Below are 16173 nucleotides of genomic sequence, written 5' to 3'. Positions count from 1 at the left end.
CTCGGGGGCGGCGGACAGCACAAACACCCGGGATCCACGCGGACGCCGGGTTGCAGGCCCAGCCTACCGCGGCGCTGCCCGCGCCGCACCGACGGCGTTCCCGGCATACGATGGAGACGCACCCCGTCAGGGGCCAGCCTCCATCTCATCGTCCCCGAGGAGCACCCGTGGCCTTGACCGCCAGCACCACCCTGAACCACTCCGCCCAGGAACTCACGGCGCTGTTCGCCGACCGCGCCTTCCTGGAACACGTCAGCTCCCGTGCCGGCGGCACCCTGACCGGCCTGGACGTGAGCGGTCCGACGACGGGCGCCTTCACCTCCGTCATCGAGCGTTCGATCCCGACCGACCGCCTACCGGACGCGATCCGGAAGTTCGTCGGCGCATCCCTGAAGGTCACTCAGCACGAGTCGTGGTCCGCCCCGGGGGCCGATGGATCGCGCACTGTCGACATCCGCGTCGACGTTGCCGGCGTCCCGGTCGAGGTCAAGGCCGTCCAGCGGCTGCTCGCGCAGGATGGGCACACGACCGTCGAGCTCGAGGGGACGGTCAGCTCCGGTATTCCGTTCCTGGGGAACAAGATCGCCTCGGCCGCGGAGCCGTTCGTGGGCAAGGCCCTCAAGCTGCAGTCGAACGAGGCCTCCGCCTGGCTGCAGGCCCGCTCCTAATCGTTCCGGCCCGGCCGAAGTCCACGGGGAGATCGCCGCGGGCGGCGCCGTGCCCTGATCGCGCGGCAGGGACAACGCTGCGGCGATGACGACGTCATCGGCTCGGCCGGGCGCCGCGACGCGGGCTAGAGTGGTGCCGACCGCCGGCCCGGAGGCGGCGTCCGCCCAGGCGTCCGCCCGATCTCCGACGGCGGCCCGCAGCGGTCCCGCCGCTCGGGCCGCACGGCGCCGATTCCTGGGAGGGACATGAACGACACGCCGGCGCGCCCGCCGTCTCCGCGAACGGTCCTCGGCCGCTCGAGCTACCCGGAGTTCCTGCGCATCACCGAGATCCTGCGCAAGGAGACCATCGGCGGTCTCGTCCTGATCGTCGCGGCCGCGGCCGCGATCATCTGGGCGAACTCCCCCGCCGCCCCGGCGTACTTCGCCCTCCGCGACTTCCACGTCGCCGTCCCGGCTCCCTTCCTGGACCTCGACCTGAGTCTGGGGCACTGGGCCTCCGACGGCCTGCTGGCGGTCTTCTTCTTCCTCGTCGGCCTCGAGCTGAAGAAGGAGTTCGTCGTCGGCGACCTGAACAACTTCGGCCGCGCCGTGGTCCCCGTGACGGCGGCTTTCGGCGGCGTGCTGGTCCCGGCGTTGATCTTCGTGGCCTTCAACCTCTCCACGGGCGGGGAGACGCTGCGCGGCTGGGCCATCCCGACCGCCACGGACATCGCGTTCGCCGTCGCGGTCCTGGCCGTCATCGGTTCCCACCTCCCGTCCGCCCTGCGGATCTTCCTGCTGACGCTCGCCGTCGTCGACGACCTCATCGCGATCGTGATCATCGCGTTCGTCTACACCTCGGAGCTCAAGCCGCTCTACCTGGGCCTCGCCGTCCTTCCGGTCCTGCTCTACACCTTCCTGGCGCAGCGGCAGCGGCGCTTCTTCGGCACGCGCCCGTGGGCGGCGTGGGCCGTCCTCCTGCCGCTCGGCATCCTCACCTGGGCGCTCGTGCACGAGTCCGGCATCCACGCGACGATCGCCGGCGTCGTCCTCGGCTTCTGCGTGCCCGTGCTGCGCCGGGACCGCGCCAACGCCCCGGGAGCGGTTCCCGACGGCGCGGACGCCCCACCCGGGCTCGCCGAGGTCTTCGAGCACCGCTTCCGGCCGCTTTCCACGGGCGTATGCGTGCCCTTGTTCGCGTTCTTCTCCGCCGGCGTGGCGATCGGCGGCGCCGACGGGATCTCCGCGGCCCTGGGCGATCCGGTGGTCTGGGGCATCGTCGTGGGGCTCGTGGCCGGCAAGCCCATCGGCATCATGGGGGCCACGTGGCTCGTGACCAAGACGCGGCATGCCAGCCTGGATCCGGACACGCGGTGGAGCGATCTGTTCGGCGTCACGCTCCTCGGCGGCATCGGCTTCACGGTCTCGCTGCTCGTCTCCGAGCTCAGCTTCGGCCTGGACTCGCCGCACTACGAGCACGCCAAGGTCGCGATCCTCTGTGGTTCGCTGCTCGCCGCCCTCCTCGGCGCCGCCTGGCTGCGCCCGAGGGACAAGCGCTACCGCGAGCTCGCGGAGAAGGAACGCCTCGACGCGGACGACGACGGCATACCCGACGTCTTCCAGTGACCCGCACCGCGCCCCGATACAGGAAGAAGCCCCGGGGGGCGCTAGGCGGGGCTGGCAGCCGGCAGGGACTGCTCGGCGGCAACCCAGGCGAGCATTGCGCACTTGACGCGCGCGGGGAAGCGCGAGACGCCGGCGAAGGCCGCGGCGTCTCCGAGCACCTCTTCGTCGGCCTCCCTTGTGCCGCGCGAGCGCATGACGAGCCGGAACTCCTCGATGAGCTCCGCCAGCTCGCCCGCGGGAAGGCCGGGAGCGGCCTCGGCGAGGACGGAAGCGGACGCCATGGAGATCGAGCAACCGCTGCCTTCCCAGCTCACGCGCTCGACCGCGTCGCCGGCGAACTCCACGCGCAGGCGGATCTGGTCGCCGCAGACGGGGTTGTGCTGGTGGGACTCGCCCCACGGGTGGCCGGCCTCGGGCTCGAGCAGGCCGTCGCCGACGCGGCGCTTGGCGTGGTCGAGGATGATCTGCTGGTACAGCTGCTCGAGGCCGCTCACGAGGCCGCCCCAAAGAAGCCACGGACCCCGGCGACGGCGTCGACGAGCGCGGCGACGTCGTCCTCGGTCGTGTAGAGGTAGCTGCTGGCCCGGGTCGTCGCGGCGACTCCGAGCGCCCGGTGCAGCGGCTGGGCACAGTGGTGTCCCACGCGCACGGCGACGCCGCGGCTGTCGAGGTACTGGCCGACGTCGTGCGGGTGCACGCCCTCGACCTCGAAGACGGCCGTGCCGATCCGCTCGCCGCCCTCTGGACCGAGCAGGCGGACGCCCGGAAGGGCGGCGAGGCCCTCGGCCATGAGGGATCCGATCCGGGCCTCCCAACCGGCGATGCGGTCCATGCCGACCTCCTCGAGGTAGCGCGCCGCGGTGGCCAGGCCCAGCGCCTGTGAGATCCGCTGGGTGCCTGCCTCGAAGCGGTTCGGCGCGGGCAGGAACTCGGCGCGCTCCATCGTCACCGTGGTGATCATCGAGCCGCCCGTGAGGAATGGCGGCAGGGCGTTGAGCAGCTCGGAGCGGCCGTAGAGGGCGCCGATGCCCGTCGGCCCGAGCATCTTGTGGCCGGAGAACGCCATGAAGTCCACGTCGAGCGCCTTGACGTCGACGGGTAGGTGCGGGACGGACTGGCATCCGTCCAGGACGGTGAGCGCGCCGTGGGCGCGCGCGAGCGCAACGAACGCGGCGACATCCGTGACGGTGCCGAGGACGTTGGAGACGTGGGTGAAGGCCACGATGCGGGTGCGCGGGCCGATCACGTCGGCGGCGCGGTCCAGGAGCAGTGCGCCGTCGGGGCCGACTGGGACGTAGGCGAGGCTCGCGCCCGTCCGGAAGGCCAGCTCCTGCCAGGGGATGAGGTTGGCATGGTGCTCCTGCTCGGTCACCACGATCTCGTCGCCCGGTCCCAGCCGGAAGCGCCCGGCCGCCTCGCCTCCGCGGCCGACCGAGGCGTTGGACAAGGCATAGCACAGCAGGTTCAGCGCCTCGGTGGCGTTGGAGGTCCAGACGAGTTCGTCGGTCCGTGCCCCGATGAAGGAAGCGACGGCCGCACGGGCGTCCTCATAGAGCTCGGTGGCCTCGACGGCCAAGGTGTGCGCGCCGCGGTGGACGGCTGCGTTGAACCGCTCGTAGAAGTGCTGCTCGGCGTCCATGACGCAATGGGGGTTCTGCGAGGTGGCACCGGAGTCGAGGTAGACGAGCCCGTGGCCGTTGACCTCGCGTTCCAAGAGCGGGAAGTCGTTGCGGAGGCGGCTGACCTCGGCCGGGTCCAGCGACAGTTGCGCGGTCGCCTCGACGGTGCCTGGTTGCACGGTGGTAAGCCCTTCTGCCGGGTGGTCTGCTCCCGCGCCGGCCGTCGAGGCGGCCTGCGCGCGGATTCCGCTACGGAATGATGCCCTAATCTTCCCACCCATGCGCCCGGAGCACACGTGAGCCGAACCTAACCGTTCCCCGCGCGGACCACGGCGTCGTCGGGGACCGGGATCCGGGACCCACGGGTCGGCCACAGGGGACGAAGGCATGAAAAAGGGGCCGGCAGCGGGATGGGGGTGGCCCAGTCTCAGAGGCCGCCCGCTGCCGGCCCCCGTTCAGGGAGCCATCAAGGCTGCGCACCAGCATATGTGAAAAGTTTGTCAAATGTCATCCTGCGTCACATTTCGTCATCTTGAGGCCGGCATGCCAAGCAAGTGGCCCCGGTTCCCTCCGGTCGACTTCAGGAGCCGTGGAAGCGCTGCTGTGCGGTCGTGAGTCCCTCGCGGATCAACACCTCGACGGCGTCCGCCGCATCGTCGATCAGGAAGGGCAGCTCCTTCTTCTCCGCCGTGCCGAAGTCGCGCAGGACGAAGTCGGCGGTATCCATGCGTCCCGGCGGCCTGCCCACGCCGACCCGGACCCGGTGGTAGTCCCGTGTGCCAAGCGCCTTGGTGATGTCCCGCAGGCCGTTGTGCCCGCCCTCGCCACCGCCGAGCTTGAGCCGGACGGTGGCGAAGTCGATGTCGATCTCGTCGTGGACGGCGATGACGTGGTCCGCCGGGATCGAGAAGAACGCCGCGAGTGAGGACACGGGCCCGCCGCTGAGGTTCATGTAGGTCGAGGGTTTGGCCAGGACGACCCGGGGACCGCCCAGGCCAAGACGGCCCTCGAGGAGCTGCGCCCGGGACTTGTGGGCCTTGAAGGAGCCGCCCACGCGGCCGGCGAGCTCGTCGAGGACCATCTGCCCGACATTGTGCCGATGATGGGCGTAGCCGGGCCCGGGGTTTCCGAGCCCGGCTACGAGCCAGGTATCGCTTGCCATATGAGGCGGGGCGGTCCGCTACTCGGCGGACTCGGCGGCCGGGGCCTCCTCGGAGGCGCCCTCGGCGGACGCCGCGTCCTCGCCCAGGTCGGCGGCGGCCGGGACGTAGATGGTCGCGACGACGCTCTCCGGGTCGGTCAGCAGCGAGGTGCCCTTCGGGAGCACGAGCTCGGAGGCGAGCACGTTGTCGCCGGCCTGGCGGCCCTCGACGCTCACGGTGACGGTCTCGGGCAGGTGGGTGGCCTCGGCCTCGACGGAGACAGTGAAGAGCTCCAGGTCGACGACGGCGCCCGCGGCGACCTCGCCCTCGAGGTGCACGTTGACGTCCACGGTGACCTTCTCGCCCTTCTTGACGGTGAGGAGGTCCAGGTGGTCAACGGTCTGGCGCAGGGCGTGGCGCTGGATGTCCTTGACGAGGGCCAGGTGCTCTTCGCCGTCGATGTCCAGGACCAGGAGGGCGTTGGAGTGGCGGACGGCCAGGGTGGTCTGCTGCTGCGGGAGCAGGATGTGGATCGGCTCTGCACCGTGGCCGTAGATCACGGCGGGGACCTGGTGGGCGCGGCGGGCCTGGCGGGCTGCGCCCTTGCCGAAGTCGGTGCGGAGCTCGGCGGCGATCTTGGTCTGGTCGGTCATGGGATTCTCCCGTACTCGTCGGTGTTTCGGTCTGCCCAGGCATCGGATGAACCTGGACACCGTCACCGGTCCGCGGCATCGCCGCGTTCCTTCCGGGTCCAGCCTCGTCGATCACGGAGCCGCGTCCTTCGGTGGACGCCCTCCCTCGCCTGGGCACTGCCGGCCAGTCTACCAGCAGAACCAGGAAACGCACGACGGCCCCGGCGGGTGCCGGGGCCGTCGTGCGGTGGCGCGGAGAGAGATCAGGCGTTGCCGTCGAAGAGACTCGTCACGGAGCCGTCCTCGAAGACCTCCTTGACGGCGCGCGCGATGAGCGGCGCGATCGAGAGGACGGTCAGCTGCTTGAAGCGCTTCGAGGAGGGGATCGGCAGGGTGTTGGTCACGACGACTTCGCGGGCGCCCGATTCGGAGAGGCGCTGGGCGGCCGGGTCGGAGAACACGGCGTGCGTGGCGGCGATGATGACGTCCTTGGCGCCGGCGTCCTTGAGCACGCGGACGGCCCCGGAGATCGTGCCGCCGGTGTCGATCATGTCGTCGATGAGCACGCACGTGCGGCCCTCGATCTGGCCGACGACGGTCTTGGACACGGCCTGGTTCGGCACGGTGAGGTCGCGGGACTTGTGCACGAACGCGAGCGGGGCGCCGCCGAGCCGGTCGGCCCACTGCTCGGCCACGCGGACGCGGCCGGTGTCCGGGGAGACGACCGTGACGTTGTCGGCCTCGACGCGCGTGCGGATGTAGTCGGCGAGCAGCGGGATCGCGAAGAGGTGGTCCACGGGTCCGTCGAAGAAGCCCTGGATCTGCGCGGTGTGCAGGTCCACGCTCATGATGCGGTCGGCGCCCGCCGTCTTGTAGAGGTCGGCGACGAGGCGGGCGGAGATGGGCTCGCGGCCGCGGCCCTTCTTGTCCTGGCGTGCGTAGGGGTAGAAGGGCGAGACGACGGTGATGCGGCGGGCCGAGGCGCGCTTCATCGAGTCGATCATGATGAGCTGTTCCATGAGCCAGTTGTTCAGCGGCGCCGGGTGCGCCTGGATGATGAAGACGTCCTTGCCGCGCACGCTCTCGCCCGAACGGACGTAGATCTCCCCGTTGGCGAAGTCGTAGGCCGACATCGGCAGCAGTTCGGTCTCGAGCACGGAGGCGATCTCCTCGGCGAGCTCGGGGTGCGCGCGGCCGCTGGCGAGCACCAGCTTCTTGTCGACGTTGTGGCTCAGTTCGCTCATGGGTTCACTTTCTGGTGCCTGATGGGGATCGGTGGAGAGGGGTTCAGGACGCGGGGCCGGACTGGCCGGCCGCCTCGGCGGAGGGGGTGCCGGGGCGCTTGGCTGCCGTCCATCCCTCGGTGTTGCGCTGCGGGGCGACCGAGAGCGCGAGGGCGCCGGCGGGGACGTCCTTGCGCACCACGGCGCCGGCGCCGGTGTAGGCGCCGTCGCCGATGGTCACGGGGGCGACGAACACGGTGTTCGAGCTCGTGCGGACGTGGGAGCCGATGACGGTGCGGTGCTTGTTGACGCCGTCGTAGTTGGCCGTGATGTTGCCGCAGCCGATGTTGGTGTACTCGCCGATCTCGGCGTCGCCCGCGTAGCCCAGGTGGGAGAGCTTCGAGCCGCGGCCCACGGTGACGTTCTTGGTCTCGTAGAACGCGCCGATCTTGCCGGCCTCGCCGAGCTCGGTCTGGGGGCGCAGGTAGGCGAACGGGCCCACCGTGGCGCCGGCGCCGATTGCGGAGGCGGTGACGTCGCTGCGCTTGACGACCGCGTTGATACCCACCTGGGTGTCGGTCAGGGTCGTGTCGGGGCCGATCACGGCGCCCGTGCCGATGGCCGTGGCGCCGTGGAGCTGCGTGCCGGGCTTGATGGTCACGTCCGGGGAGAGGGCGACGCTGGAGTCGATCCACGTGGTGGCGGGGTCGACGACGGTCACGCCGGCGCGCATCCAGCCCTCGACGATCCGGCGGTTCAGCTCCTTGCCGAGCGCGGCGAGCTGGACGCGGTCGTTGGCGCCCTCGACCTGCCAGGGGTCGTCGGTGACGACGGCGGCGACGCGGCCGCCGGCCTCGCGGGCGATGGCCAGGACGTCCGTGAGGTACATCTCGCCTTGCGTGTTGTCCGTCGTGACCTGGCCGAGCGCGTCGCGCAGGACGGCCGCGTCGAACGCGTAGATGCCGGAGTTGACCTCGCGGATGGCGCGCTGCTCGTCGCTCGCGTCCTTGTGCTCGACGATCCCGGTGACGGTCCCGTCGGTGCCGCGCAGGATCCGGCCGTAGCCCGTGGCGTCGTCCAGCACGGCGGTCAGGACGGTCGCGGCGTTGCCGGCGGCGTCGTGGGCAGCGACGAGCTCCTGCAGGAGTCCGGTGGTGAGCAGCGGCACGTCGCCATAGGTGACGACGATGGTGCCGTCGAGGTGCGGGGGCAGCGCGGCCAGTCCGAGCTGGACGGCGCGGCCGGTGCCGGGGATCCCGTCCTGGTCGGCGATGGTGATGCCGGGCTCGATCTCGAGGAGGTGTCCGACGACGAGGTCGCGCTCGTGCCGGACGACGGCGACAAGCTGCTTCGGGTCGAGCCCCTTGGCCGCGGCCAAGGCGTGCCCGACCATGGAGCGGCCGCCGATTTCGTGGAGGATCTTGGGTTTGGACGATTTCATCCGGGTGCCGGCTCCGGCTGCGAGGACGATGACGGCGGCCGGTGCGGTGGCTTCCACGCTCAAGTTGTGCACTCCCTGCGGTGTTGGCGTTCACGGGCCCGGGCCAGCCCGGGCCAGCCCAGTCTACCGCTTGCCGCGGACCGTCCCTGCGCTGGTTCCGCCCCTAGGATTCGAACCTAGACTGCACGGCTCCAAAGGCCGGCGTGCTGCCATTACACCAGGGCGGAACGTGCCGCCGCGCGGCGGTCCGGCACGGTTAGGTATTCTGCCACGAATCCCCGCCGTGCCATGAACCGGATGACCGGGGAACGGAAAACAGCGCCCGGGTCGCAGGACTCCGCGGGGCTTCAGGCGAGCCGGGCCGCACTGGGACGGGCGTGGCGGCACGGTTAGCCGCCGACGACCTCCGCGGCTTCGAGCCACGCCGATTCGAGGCCCTCCTGTTCCGCCTGGAGCGTCTGCAGACGGGCCGTGAGGTCCTTGAGCTCGTCGAACTCCTGCGCCTCGGCGGCCGCGGCCATCGTCGCCTCGAGCTTCGCCACCTGTTCCGCGATCTTGCCGAGCTGCCGGTCGATCCGGTTCACCTCCTTGCGCGCCTCGCGCTTCTCGGCCTCGCTGGGACCGGCTTCGGCCGCGGCTCCCCCTCCACCCGGAGCGGCAGGGGACGAGGACGACGCCGGGGCCGTGGCCTCGGCGCGCAGTTGCAGGTACTGCTCCACTCCCCCGGGCAGGCCGCGGATCTTCCCGTCGCCCAGGAGCGCGATCTGGTGGTCGGTCACGCGCTCAAGCAAGTAGCGGTCGTGGCTGACGACGACGAGGGTGCCGGGCCAGCCGTCGAGCAGGTCCTCGACCGCGGCGAGCGTGTCCGTGTCGAGGTCGTTGGTCGGCTCGTCGAGCATCAGCACGTTCGGCTCGCCCACGAGCAGGCGGAGCAGCTGCAGCCGCCGGCGCTCTCCGCCGGAGAGCTCCTTGACCGGAGTCCACTGCTTCTCCGTCCCGAAGCCCAGCTGCTCGACGAGTTGCCCCGCGGAGAGCTCGCGGCCCCCGACCTGGAAGACGTTGCGCTCGGCCTGCACGACCTCGATGACGCGCTCCTCGGCGACGGCGTCGAGCTCGCGCACCTCCTGCGTCAGGATCGCCGTCTTGACCGTCTTGCCGCGCTTGAGCCGGCCACCGGTGGGCTCGACCTCCCCGTTGAGGAGCTTGAGCAGGGTCGACTTCCCGGCCCCGTTGACGCCGACGACGCCGATCCTCTCCCCCGGGGCCAGACGCAGGGTGACCTTGTCGAACAAGGGGGCCCCGCCGTCGTACGCCAGGGAGACGTCCTCCAGGTCCAGGACGTCCTTGCCGAGCCGCGCCGTGGCCATCTTCGACAGCGCGACCGAGTCCCGCGGGGCCGGGACGTCGGAGATCAGCTCATTCGCCGCCTCGATGCGGAACTTGGGCTTGGACGTGCGCGCGGGCGCTCCGCGGCGGAGCCAGGCGAGCTCCTTCTTCACGAGCTGCTGGCGCTTGTTCTCCACAACGGCCGCCATCCGGTCCCGCTCTGCGCGGGCCAGGACGTAGGCCGCGTAGCCGCCGTCGAAATGGTCGACGATGCCGTCGTGCACCTCCCACGTCCGCGTGCAGACCTCGTCGAGGAACCAGCGGTCGTGGGTCACGACGAGGAGCGCGCCGGCATTGGCCCTCCACCGCTGCTTGAGGTGCCGCGCGAGCCACGCGACGCCCTCGACGTCGAGGTGGTTGGTCGGCTCGTCGAGCATGACCACCTCGTGGTCCCCGATCAGGAGCTTGGCGAGCGCGACACGGCGCTTCTGCCCGCCGGAGAGGGAGGAGACCTTGGCGTGCCAGTCGACCTCGCCGACGAGCCCGCCCATGACCTCGCGGACCCGAGGATTGGACGCCCACTCGTGGTCCGCGGCGTCGCCGACGATCGCGTGCCCGACCTCGAGGTCGCCGTCGAGGACGTCCTGCTGGTCCAGGAAGCCCACACGGACGTCTCCGCGCTTGGTCACGCGCCCCGAATCGGCCCGCTGGCGCTGCGCGAGCAGCCGCATGAGCGTGGACTTGCCGTCGCCGTTGCGGCCCACCATCCCGATCCGGTCCCCGTCCTCGAGGCCCAGCGTGACGCCGTCCAGGACGGTACGGGTCACGAAGGTGACGGAGACGTTCTCGGCTCCCAGCAGATGTGCCACGGTGCGGTTGTCCTTACGCTTGGTGATGGTGGTTCGGTGCGGCCGTGCGGGGCACCGTCAGACGATCGAGGCGCCGTGCACGGGCCCGTGCACGGCACGGGCCGCCAGGCCCGACTCGTCCTCGAGCTGGTTGGCGATCTCGGCGGCGTGGCGCGGGCCGGCGGCCAGCAGGGCGACCGTGGGCCCGGAACCGGAGACGAGCGAGGCCAGCGCGCCCGCGGCGTCGCCCATCTCCAGGACGGCCGCGAGCTCCGGGGCCAGGTCCATAGCGGCCGGGGTGAGGTCGTTGAAGACGAGCCCCTGCAAGAGGGCGTGGTCGCCGGCGACGAGGGCCTGGACGACGCCCGGGTCGACCTCGCGAGGCGTTTCGACGTCCCGCCCCGCGCGCAGCTCGTCGAGGCGCGCGTAGACCGCCGGCGTGGACAGCCCGTAGCTCGCCGGCAGGATCACCCAGTCGGTGCGGCTGCGCAGGAGCAGGGGCGAGAGCTCGTCCCCGATCCCGAGTCCGACGGCGGCGCCGCCGGAGAGCGCGAACGGCACGTCGGCGCCGAGCCCGGCGCCGATCCTCCCGAGCTCCTCGCGCGTCAGTCCGGTCCCCCAGAGCGCGTTGCACGCCACGAGCGCCGCCGCGGCGTCGGCCGAGCCGCCGCCCATGCCGCCGGCGATGGGCACGCGCTTGACGACCTCGAGGTGCACTCCGCCGGCGTGGCCCGTGGCGTCGGCCAGGGCGCGGGCGGCGCGCAGTGCCAGGTTCGAGGGGCCGAGGGGGAAGTCCTCCGGGTCCGTCACGGCCGTCGATCCGGCCCCGAGGGAGAGGGAGTGCTCGCCGTCGATCCGCGCGGTGGCGACGACGTCCTCGAACAGGGAGATCGCCAGGTACAGGCTCGCGACGTCGTGGTATCCGTCCTCGCGCGGAGGACCGACGCGGAAGTGCACGTTGATCTTGCCCGGCGCCCGGGCGGTGATGGTCCGCGTCATGCGGCTCCCCGCCCCGCCTCGGCGATCCGGGCGAAGTCCTCGATCGCGAGCTTCTCGCCGCGCGCCTGCGGGTCGATCCCGGCGGCCCGGAGCGCCTCCTCCGCACGTGCGGCGCCGCCGGCCCATCCGGCGAGGGCGGCCCGCAGGGTCTTGCGGCGCTGCGCGAAGGCCGCGTCGACGACGGCGAAGACGTCCTCGCGCTTCGCCGTCGTCGCCGGCGGCTCGCGCCGCTCGAATCCGACGAGGCCGGAGTGGATCTTCGGGGCCGGCCAGAACACGTTCATGCCGATCACCCCGGCCTTGCGCAGCTGCCCGTACCAGGCGGCCTTGACGCTCGGGACGCCGTACGTCTTCGAGCCCGGCCCGGCGGCGAGGCGGTCCGCGACCTCGTCCTGGACCATGACGAGCCCGGTCCGCAGGCTCGGGAAGTTCTCGAGCAGGTGCAGGACGACGGGCACGGCGACGTTGTAGGGAAGGTTGGCCACGAGGGCGGTGGGCTCCGCCGGGAGCGAGGTCACCTTGAGCGCGTCGGAGAGCACGACGTCGAGCCGGCCGCCGTGCCCCGGCCGGAATTCCTCGATGGTGCGGGGAAGCCGTCCGGCGAGGACGGGATCGATCTCGACGGCCACGACGTGGCGGGCCGCGTCCAGGAGTCCCAGCGTGAGCGAGCCCAGGCCCGGGCCGACCTCGAGGACCGTGTCCTGCGGGTCGAGCTTGGCGGCCGCGACGATCCGGCGGATCGTGTTGCCGTCGATCACGAAGTTCTGGCCGAGCGTCTTGGTGGGACGCACGTCCAGCTCAGCGGCGAGGCGGCGGATGTCGGCCGCCCCGAGCAGGGGCCGCCCGCCGGCGGTCGGGGGCTGGGTCGCGGGATCGTCAGTCACGGGTTCCATCCTAGTTCGTCGATCCGCGCCCTCCGGCCCCTCGTGCGGGCATGGAACACGCGCAGGGCCCCGCCTCGGAACCGGTTCGGTGAACCGTCGAGGCGGGGCCCTGGCGCGTGCGTGCAGCGGCCGCGGGCCGCGGTGCCGGCGTTCCTAGAGGAGGCCGAGCTTCCGGGCGCAGGAGGGCCAGTGGCCCCAGCCGCCGTTCGCGCGCAGGCGCTCGGCGGTCGCGATCTGCTGGGCGGGAGTGGCCTGGTGCGGGTAGGCGGCGTACTGAGTGCCGCCCGCGCCCTGCCAGCTGCGGAGGTTGAACTGGAGTCCGCCGTAGTAGCCGTTGCCCGTGTTGATGGACCAGTTGCCGCCGGACTCGCACTTGGCCAGGGCGGCCCAGGTCGAGGACACGCCGGCCGCGGAGGCGGTCGTGCCTCCGGAGGAGGCGCCCGCGGAGGACGACGACGAGGCCTGGGCGGGCTTCGGGGCCGGCTTCTTCTTGGTCCCGACGGCGATCTTTTCGTCGACCGCGGCGGTGGTGACCGTGGAGGAGACGAGTTCGCTCGAGGCCTCCTTGCCGTCCTTGAGCACGACCTCGTGGACGAGGGTCCGGACGCCGTCCTTGCCGGCGGCGACGACCTTGGTCTTGCCCTCCTCGAGGGTGCCGTCCTTGACCCGGGCAGTGCCGTGGGCGACGGCCTCGGTGGAGGTGCGCTGCTCGGTGGCGACGCGGACGACCTTGACGTCGAGCCCGTCGGCGACCTCGGTGCCGGCTGCCGGCGTCAGCTCGTCGTCCTTGCCGAGCGTCACGTCGGCCTCGGCCAGGACGTCGGCGACCGTGGCGGCCGTCGTGCTCAGGTCCACGGTCTTGCCGTCGACGGCCAGGGCGACGGCCTTGGGGGTCGTGATCTCGATCGGGGTGCTGAGCGAGGCGAGCTCGAGCTCGATGCCGGCGGAGATGTCCGAGCTGTCGGCGACCTTGAGCTGGTCCAGGACGTCGGCGACCGTGAGGCCGGTGGTGTGGACGACGCGGTCGACGCCGTCGATGGAGACGTCGATGGCCTTGGAGCGGTTGACCTCGATCGTCGCGCCGTTCTCGATCGCGGCGTCGAGCGCCGGGGAGACCTCGTCGCGGGCCGCGAGCTCGATCTCGGAGGCCTCGAGGACGTCGGCGACGGTGGTGCCGAAGGTGGAGACGCTCTGCGTCTCGCCGTCGACGACGAGGGCGACGGTCTTGTTGGCCCCCACGAAGGAGACCAGACCGAGGATCAGGGCGGAGAGGACTGCGGCCTGGGCGCCGACCTGGACCCAGCGGTTTTTCAGGGCGTGCTGCACGGAATTCCAAACGTCGGTGTCGTCCGGGCACGGGGAATCGGCAAGGGAGGAGGGGCCCCGTCGAGTCTCACGCGGGTTCCTCCCGTGCTGGCGTCACTGCTGGCACAGGCCTGTAGCGCGGCAGGCGATGGGGCGTACGAACGGAACGTCCCAGCGTGTGCCGCAGGCGGCTTGATACCCGGAAACCTTCCCCGATCCCGGCTACTGAGGCTTAACCGTAACCGTTCCGTTATCAATTGACAACCAAGGAGTCCCTTCGCATCGTGGTCCCCGGGCCCGCCGGCTCAGAACGTTCCGTAGACCGCCTCGGTATTGGCGGCCAGTTGGCGGCACCATTCCTCCACGTCACGCCCCAGATGCGCGGCCATCGAACGGACCGTGTGCGGGATGAGGTAGCTCGCGTTGGGACGGCCCCGGAACGGCTCCGGCGTGAGGAACGGCGCATCCGTCTCCACGAGGACGAGCTCGGGGTCCGCGACCTCGAGCGCCTCCCGCAGCGAGGTGGCGTTCTTGAACGTGACGGTGCCCGAGAAGGACAGGTACCAGCCGTGCTCGTTGCAGATCCGGGCGAGCTCCGCGTCGCCGGAAAAGCAGTGGAAGACGACCTTTTCGGGGAGCCTCTCGGAGCGCAGCACCTCGACGATGTCGGCGTGGGCGTCGCGGTCGTGGATCTGCAGGGCCCTGCCCCGGCGGACGGCGATGTCGATGTGGCGGCGGAACGACTCGCGCTGCACGGGCCGGCCCTCCTCGCCGGTGCGGAAGTAGTCGAGCCCCGTCTCCCCCACCGCGCGGACGCGGGGGTGTGCCGCGAGCCGGTCGATCTCGGCGAGCGCGTCCTCGAGGGCGCCCCGGGCGGCGTAGCGCGGCGCGTCGTTGGGGTGGATGGCGACGGCGGCCAGGACGCGCGGATCGGCTGCGGCGGCCTTGACGGCGAAACGGGAGGACTCGACGTCGCAGCCCACCTGGACGACGCCGGGGACGCCGACCGCGTTGGCGGCGTCGAGGGCGTCGGCGACGGAGACCGCGACGAGCCCGTCGCGGAAGTCGAGGTGGGTGTGGTTGTCCGGGACCGGGTACGGGAGCGGTTCGGGGGCGGCCGGGTACTCGAGCCGGCGCCTGCGTCCGGAGTCGTCGCGGTCCCGCCGCGCCGCGCCGCCCGGCTCCAAGTCCTCCCCGCCGGCGCCGGAGCCGGGCGGACGCACGTAGGCGTGCGGAGTCGATCCCGGCACGACCGCGACCCCCGCCGCGACCGAGCCCCCTGCCGTCTGGTTGCCGCCCATCCGGACCGCCTTCCATGCCTCGTTCCCCCGGCGGCCCGGAGCGGCCGCACGCTCCAGCCTAGCGCCGTCGAACGCCCGGACTCCGGTGTGTCCCGCGACACACGAATCCTGAGTAGGCTGGGTGGACGAGTTGTCAATGCCGCCCGCCTCCCCACCGGGGACGGTCCGGCCCGGCCGTCATGACAGGGAGATCCCATGGAGCCAGCCACGCAGCCGGAGGTGTTGTCCTCGGAGGAGTTCGGCCGCGGCTGTTCACGCATCCTCGAGGCCATCGGGACCGTCATCGACGGCAAGGAGTCCGTCGCGCGCACGGCGCTCACGGTCCTCCTGGCCCAGGGCCACCTCCTGCTCGAGGACGTGCCGGGCGTCGGCAAGACGATGCTCGCCAAGACGCTCGCGAAGACGGTCGACTGCACGGTGAACCGCATCCAGTTCACGCCGGACCTGCTGCCCTCGGACGTCACGGGCGTGTCGATCTACAACCAGGACACGCACGCGTTCGAGTTCCGCCGCGGCCCGGTCTTCGCGAACATCGTCATCGGCGACGAGATCAACCGCGCCTCGGCCAAGACGCAGTCGGCGCTGCTCGAGTGCATGGAGGAACACCAGGTCACGGTCGACGGCGGCACGTACCCGCTCGCGGAGCCCTTCATGGTGGTCGCGACCCAGAACCCGATCGAGCTCGAGGGGACGTTCCCCCTGCCCGAGGCCCAGCGGGACCGCTTTATGGCCCGCGTCTCGATGGGCTACCCCGACACGGCCGCTGAGCTCGCGATGCTCGAGACGCACCAGTCCAGGTCCCCGCTCGACGCCGTCCGGCCCGTCGTCGACACCGCGGGACTCGTGGGGCTGATCACCACGGTCAAGGACGTCTACGCCTCGGATCCCGTGAAGGAGTACGTCGTCGCGCTCGGCCAGGCCACGCGCGAGCACCCCGACGTGCGCCTCGGCGCGAGCCCGCGGTCCCTCCTCCAGTTGCTGCGTGCGGCGAAGGCGGAGGCCGCGCTCAACGCGCGCGACTTCGTCCTGCCCGACGACGTCGCCGCGGTCGCCTCCGCGGTGCTGTCCCACCGGCTCATGCTGCAGCGGCGGGCCGAGGTGGCCGGGACCACCGCGGCCGACGTCGTCGACGCCCTGCTGGCCCGGGTCCCGGTCCGCGCCGGGGCGCGCGGCTGAT

14 protein-coding genes and 1 tRNA gene are annotated in these 16173 nt (G+C 71.6%); 3 read left to right on the top strand and 12 right to left on the bottom strand.

The window, feature by feature from the left end:
* Nucleotides 1–167: 167 nt before the first annotated feature.
* Both AC0QR5_RS01505 and nhaA read left to right on the top strand, forming a co-directional pair.
* Nucleotides 168–668: a DUF2505 domain-containing protein gene (locus AC0QR5_RS01505; RefSeq protein WP_329859785.1), complete on the top strand. Its 501-nt coding sequence runs from the start codon at nucleotides 168–170 to the stop codon at nucleotides 666–668.
* Nucleotides 669–914: 246 nt separating this feature from the next.
* Nucleotides 915–2276, top strand: a complete 1362-nt coding sequence (gene nhaA, locus AC0QR5_RS01500) for a Na+/H+ antiporter NhaA (protein ID WP_329859783.1) — start codon at nucleotides 915–917, stop codon at nucleotides 2274–2276.
* A gap of 41 nt (nucleotides 2277–2317) precedes the next feature.
* Here nhaA and sufU read toward each other — a convergent pair whose 3' ends face one another.
* The 12 genes from sufU to AC0QR5_RS01440 all read right to left on the bottom strand — a co-directional run bounded on the left by sufU (nucleotide 2318) and on the right by AC0QR5_RS01440 (nucleotide 14996).
* The gene (sufU, locus tag AC0QR5_RS01495) at nucleotides 2318–2770 is read right to left on the bottom strand and encodes a Fe-S cluster assembly sulfur transfer protein SufU (RefSeq protein WP_329859782.1); all 453 of its coding nucleotides are present in this window, start codon (nucleotides 2768–2770) and stop codon (nucleotides 2318–2320) included.
* A complete protein-coding gene (locus AC0QR5_RS01490; protein ID WP_329859780.1) occupies nucleotides 2767–4074 on the bottom strand; it encodes an aminotransferase class V-fold PLP-dependent enzyme in 1308 nt (435 codons plus the stop codon). The genes sufU and AC0QR5_RS01490 overlap by 4 nt, the downstream gene beginning before the upstream one ends.
* Before the next feature lie 401 nt (nucleotides 4075–4475).
* Complete coding sequence (pth, locus tag AC0QR5_RS01485; RefSeq protein ID WP_329859778.1) at nucleotides 4476–5057, bottom strand: aminoacyl-tRNA hydrolase; 582 nt, start codon at nucleotides 5055–5057, stop codon at nucleotides 4476–4478.
* 18 nt (nucleotides 5058–5075) lie between these two features.
* Nucleotides 5076–5690, bottom strand: a complete 615-nt coding sequence (locus AC0QR5_RS01480; RefSeq protein ID WP_329859776.1) for a 50S ribosomal protein L25/general stress protein Ctc — start codon at nucleotides 5688–5690, stop codon at nucleotides 5076–5078.
* Nucleotides 5691–5932: 242 nt separating this feature from the next.
* Nucleotides 5933–6913: a ribose-phosphate diphosphokinase gene (locus AC0QR5_RS01475; protein WP_329859774.1), complete on the bottom strand. Its 981-nt coding sequence runs from the start codon at nucleotides 6911–6913 to the stop codon at nucleotides 5933–5935.
* 43 nt (nucleotides 6914–6956) lie between these two features.
* Nucleotides 6957–8333, bottom strand: coding sequence for a bifunctional UDP-N-acetylglucosamine diphosphorylase/glucosamine-1-phosphate N-acetyltransferase GlmU (glmU, locus tag AC0QR5_RS01470; protein WP_475372545.1), 1377 nt, complete (start codon nucleotides 8331–8333; stop codon nucleotides 6957–6959).
* 152 nt (nucleotides 8334–8485) lie between these two features.
* Nucleotides 8486–8560 (bottom strand) — tRNA-Gln (locus AC0QR5_RS01465).
* Between the two features lie 162 nt (nucleotides 8561–8722).
* A complete protein-coding gene (locus AC0QR5_RS01460) occupies nucleotides 8723–10528 on the bottom strand; it encodes an ABC-F family ATP-binding cassette domain-containing protein (RefSeq protein WP_329859771.1) in 1806 nt (601 codons plus the stop codon).
* Between the two features lie 57 nt (nucleotides 10529–10585).
* The gene (locus tag AC0QR5_RS01455) at nucleotides 10586–11506 is read right to left on the bottom strand and encodes a 4-(cytidine 5'-diphospho)-2-C-methyl-D-erythritol kinase (protein WP_329859769.1); all 921 of its coding nucleotides are present in this window, start codon (nucleotides 11504–11506) and stop codon (nucleotides 10586–10588) included.
* Nucleotides 11503–12399: a 16S rRNA (adenine(1518)-N(6)/adenine(1519)-N(6))-dimethyltransferase RsmA gene (gene rsmA, locus AC0QR5_RS01450; RefSeq protein ID WP_329859767.1), complete on the bottom strand. Its 897-nt coding sequence runs from the start codon at nucleotides 12397–12399 to the stop codon at nucleotides 11503–11505. Before rsmA ends, AC0QR5_RS01455 begins: the two co-directional genes overlap by 4 nt.
* A gap of 144 nt (nucleotides 12400–12543) precedes the next feature.
* Nucleotides 12544–13716 carry a ubiquitin-like domain-containing protein gene (locus tag AC0QR5_RS01445; RefSeq protein ID WP_329859766.1) on the bottom strand — a complete coding sequence of 391 codons (1173 nt, stop codon included), beginning with the start codon at nucleotides 13714–13716 and terminating at the stop codon, nucleotides 12544–12546.
* Nucleotides 13717–14000: 284 nt separating this feature from the next.
* Complete coding sequence (locus AC0QR5_RS01440) at nucleotides 14001–14996, bottom strand: TatD family hydrolase (RefSeq protein WP_329859765.1); 996 nt, start codon at nucleotides 14994–14996, stop codon at nucleotides 14001–14003.
* A gap of 195 nt (nucleotides 14997–15191) precedes the next feature.
* On the opposite strand from AC0QR5_RS01440, the gene AC0QR5_RS01435 reads away from it, so the two are divergent.
* Nucleotides 15192–16172 carry an AAA family ATPase gene (locus AC0QR5_RS01435; RefSeq protein WP_329859764.1) on the top strand — a complete coding sequence of 327 codons (981 nt, stop codon included), beginning with the start codon at nucleotides 15192–15194 and terminating at the stop codon, nucleotides 16170–16172.
* The last annotated feature ends 1 nt before the right edge of the window (nucleotide 16173 follow it).

The organism is Arthrobacter sp. J156, from assembly GCF_056172865.1.
This window is presented reverse-complemented; position numbering and strand designations above follow the sequence as displayed.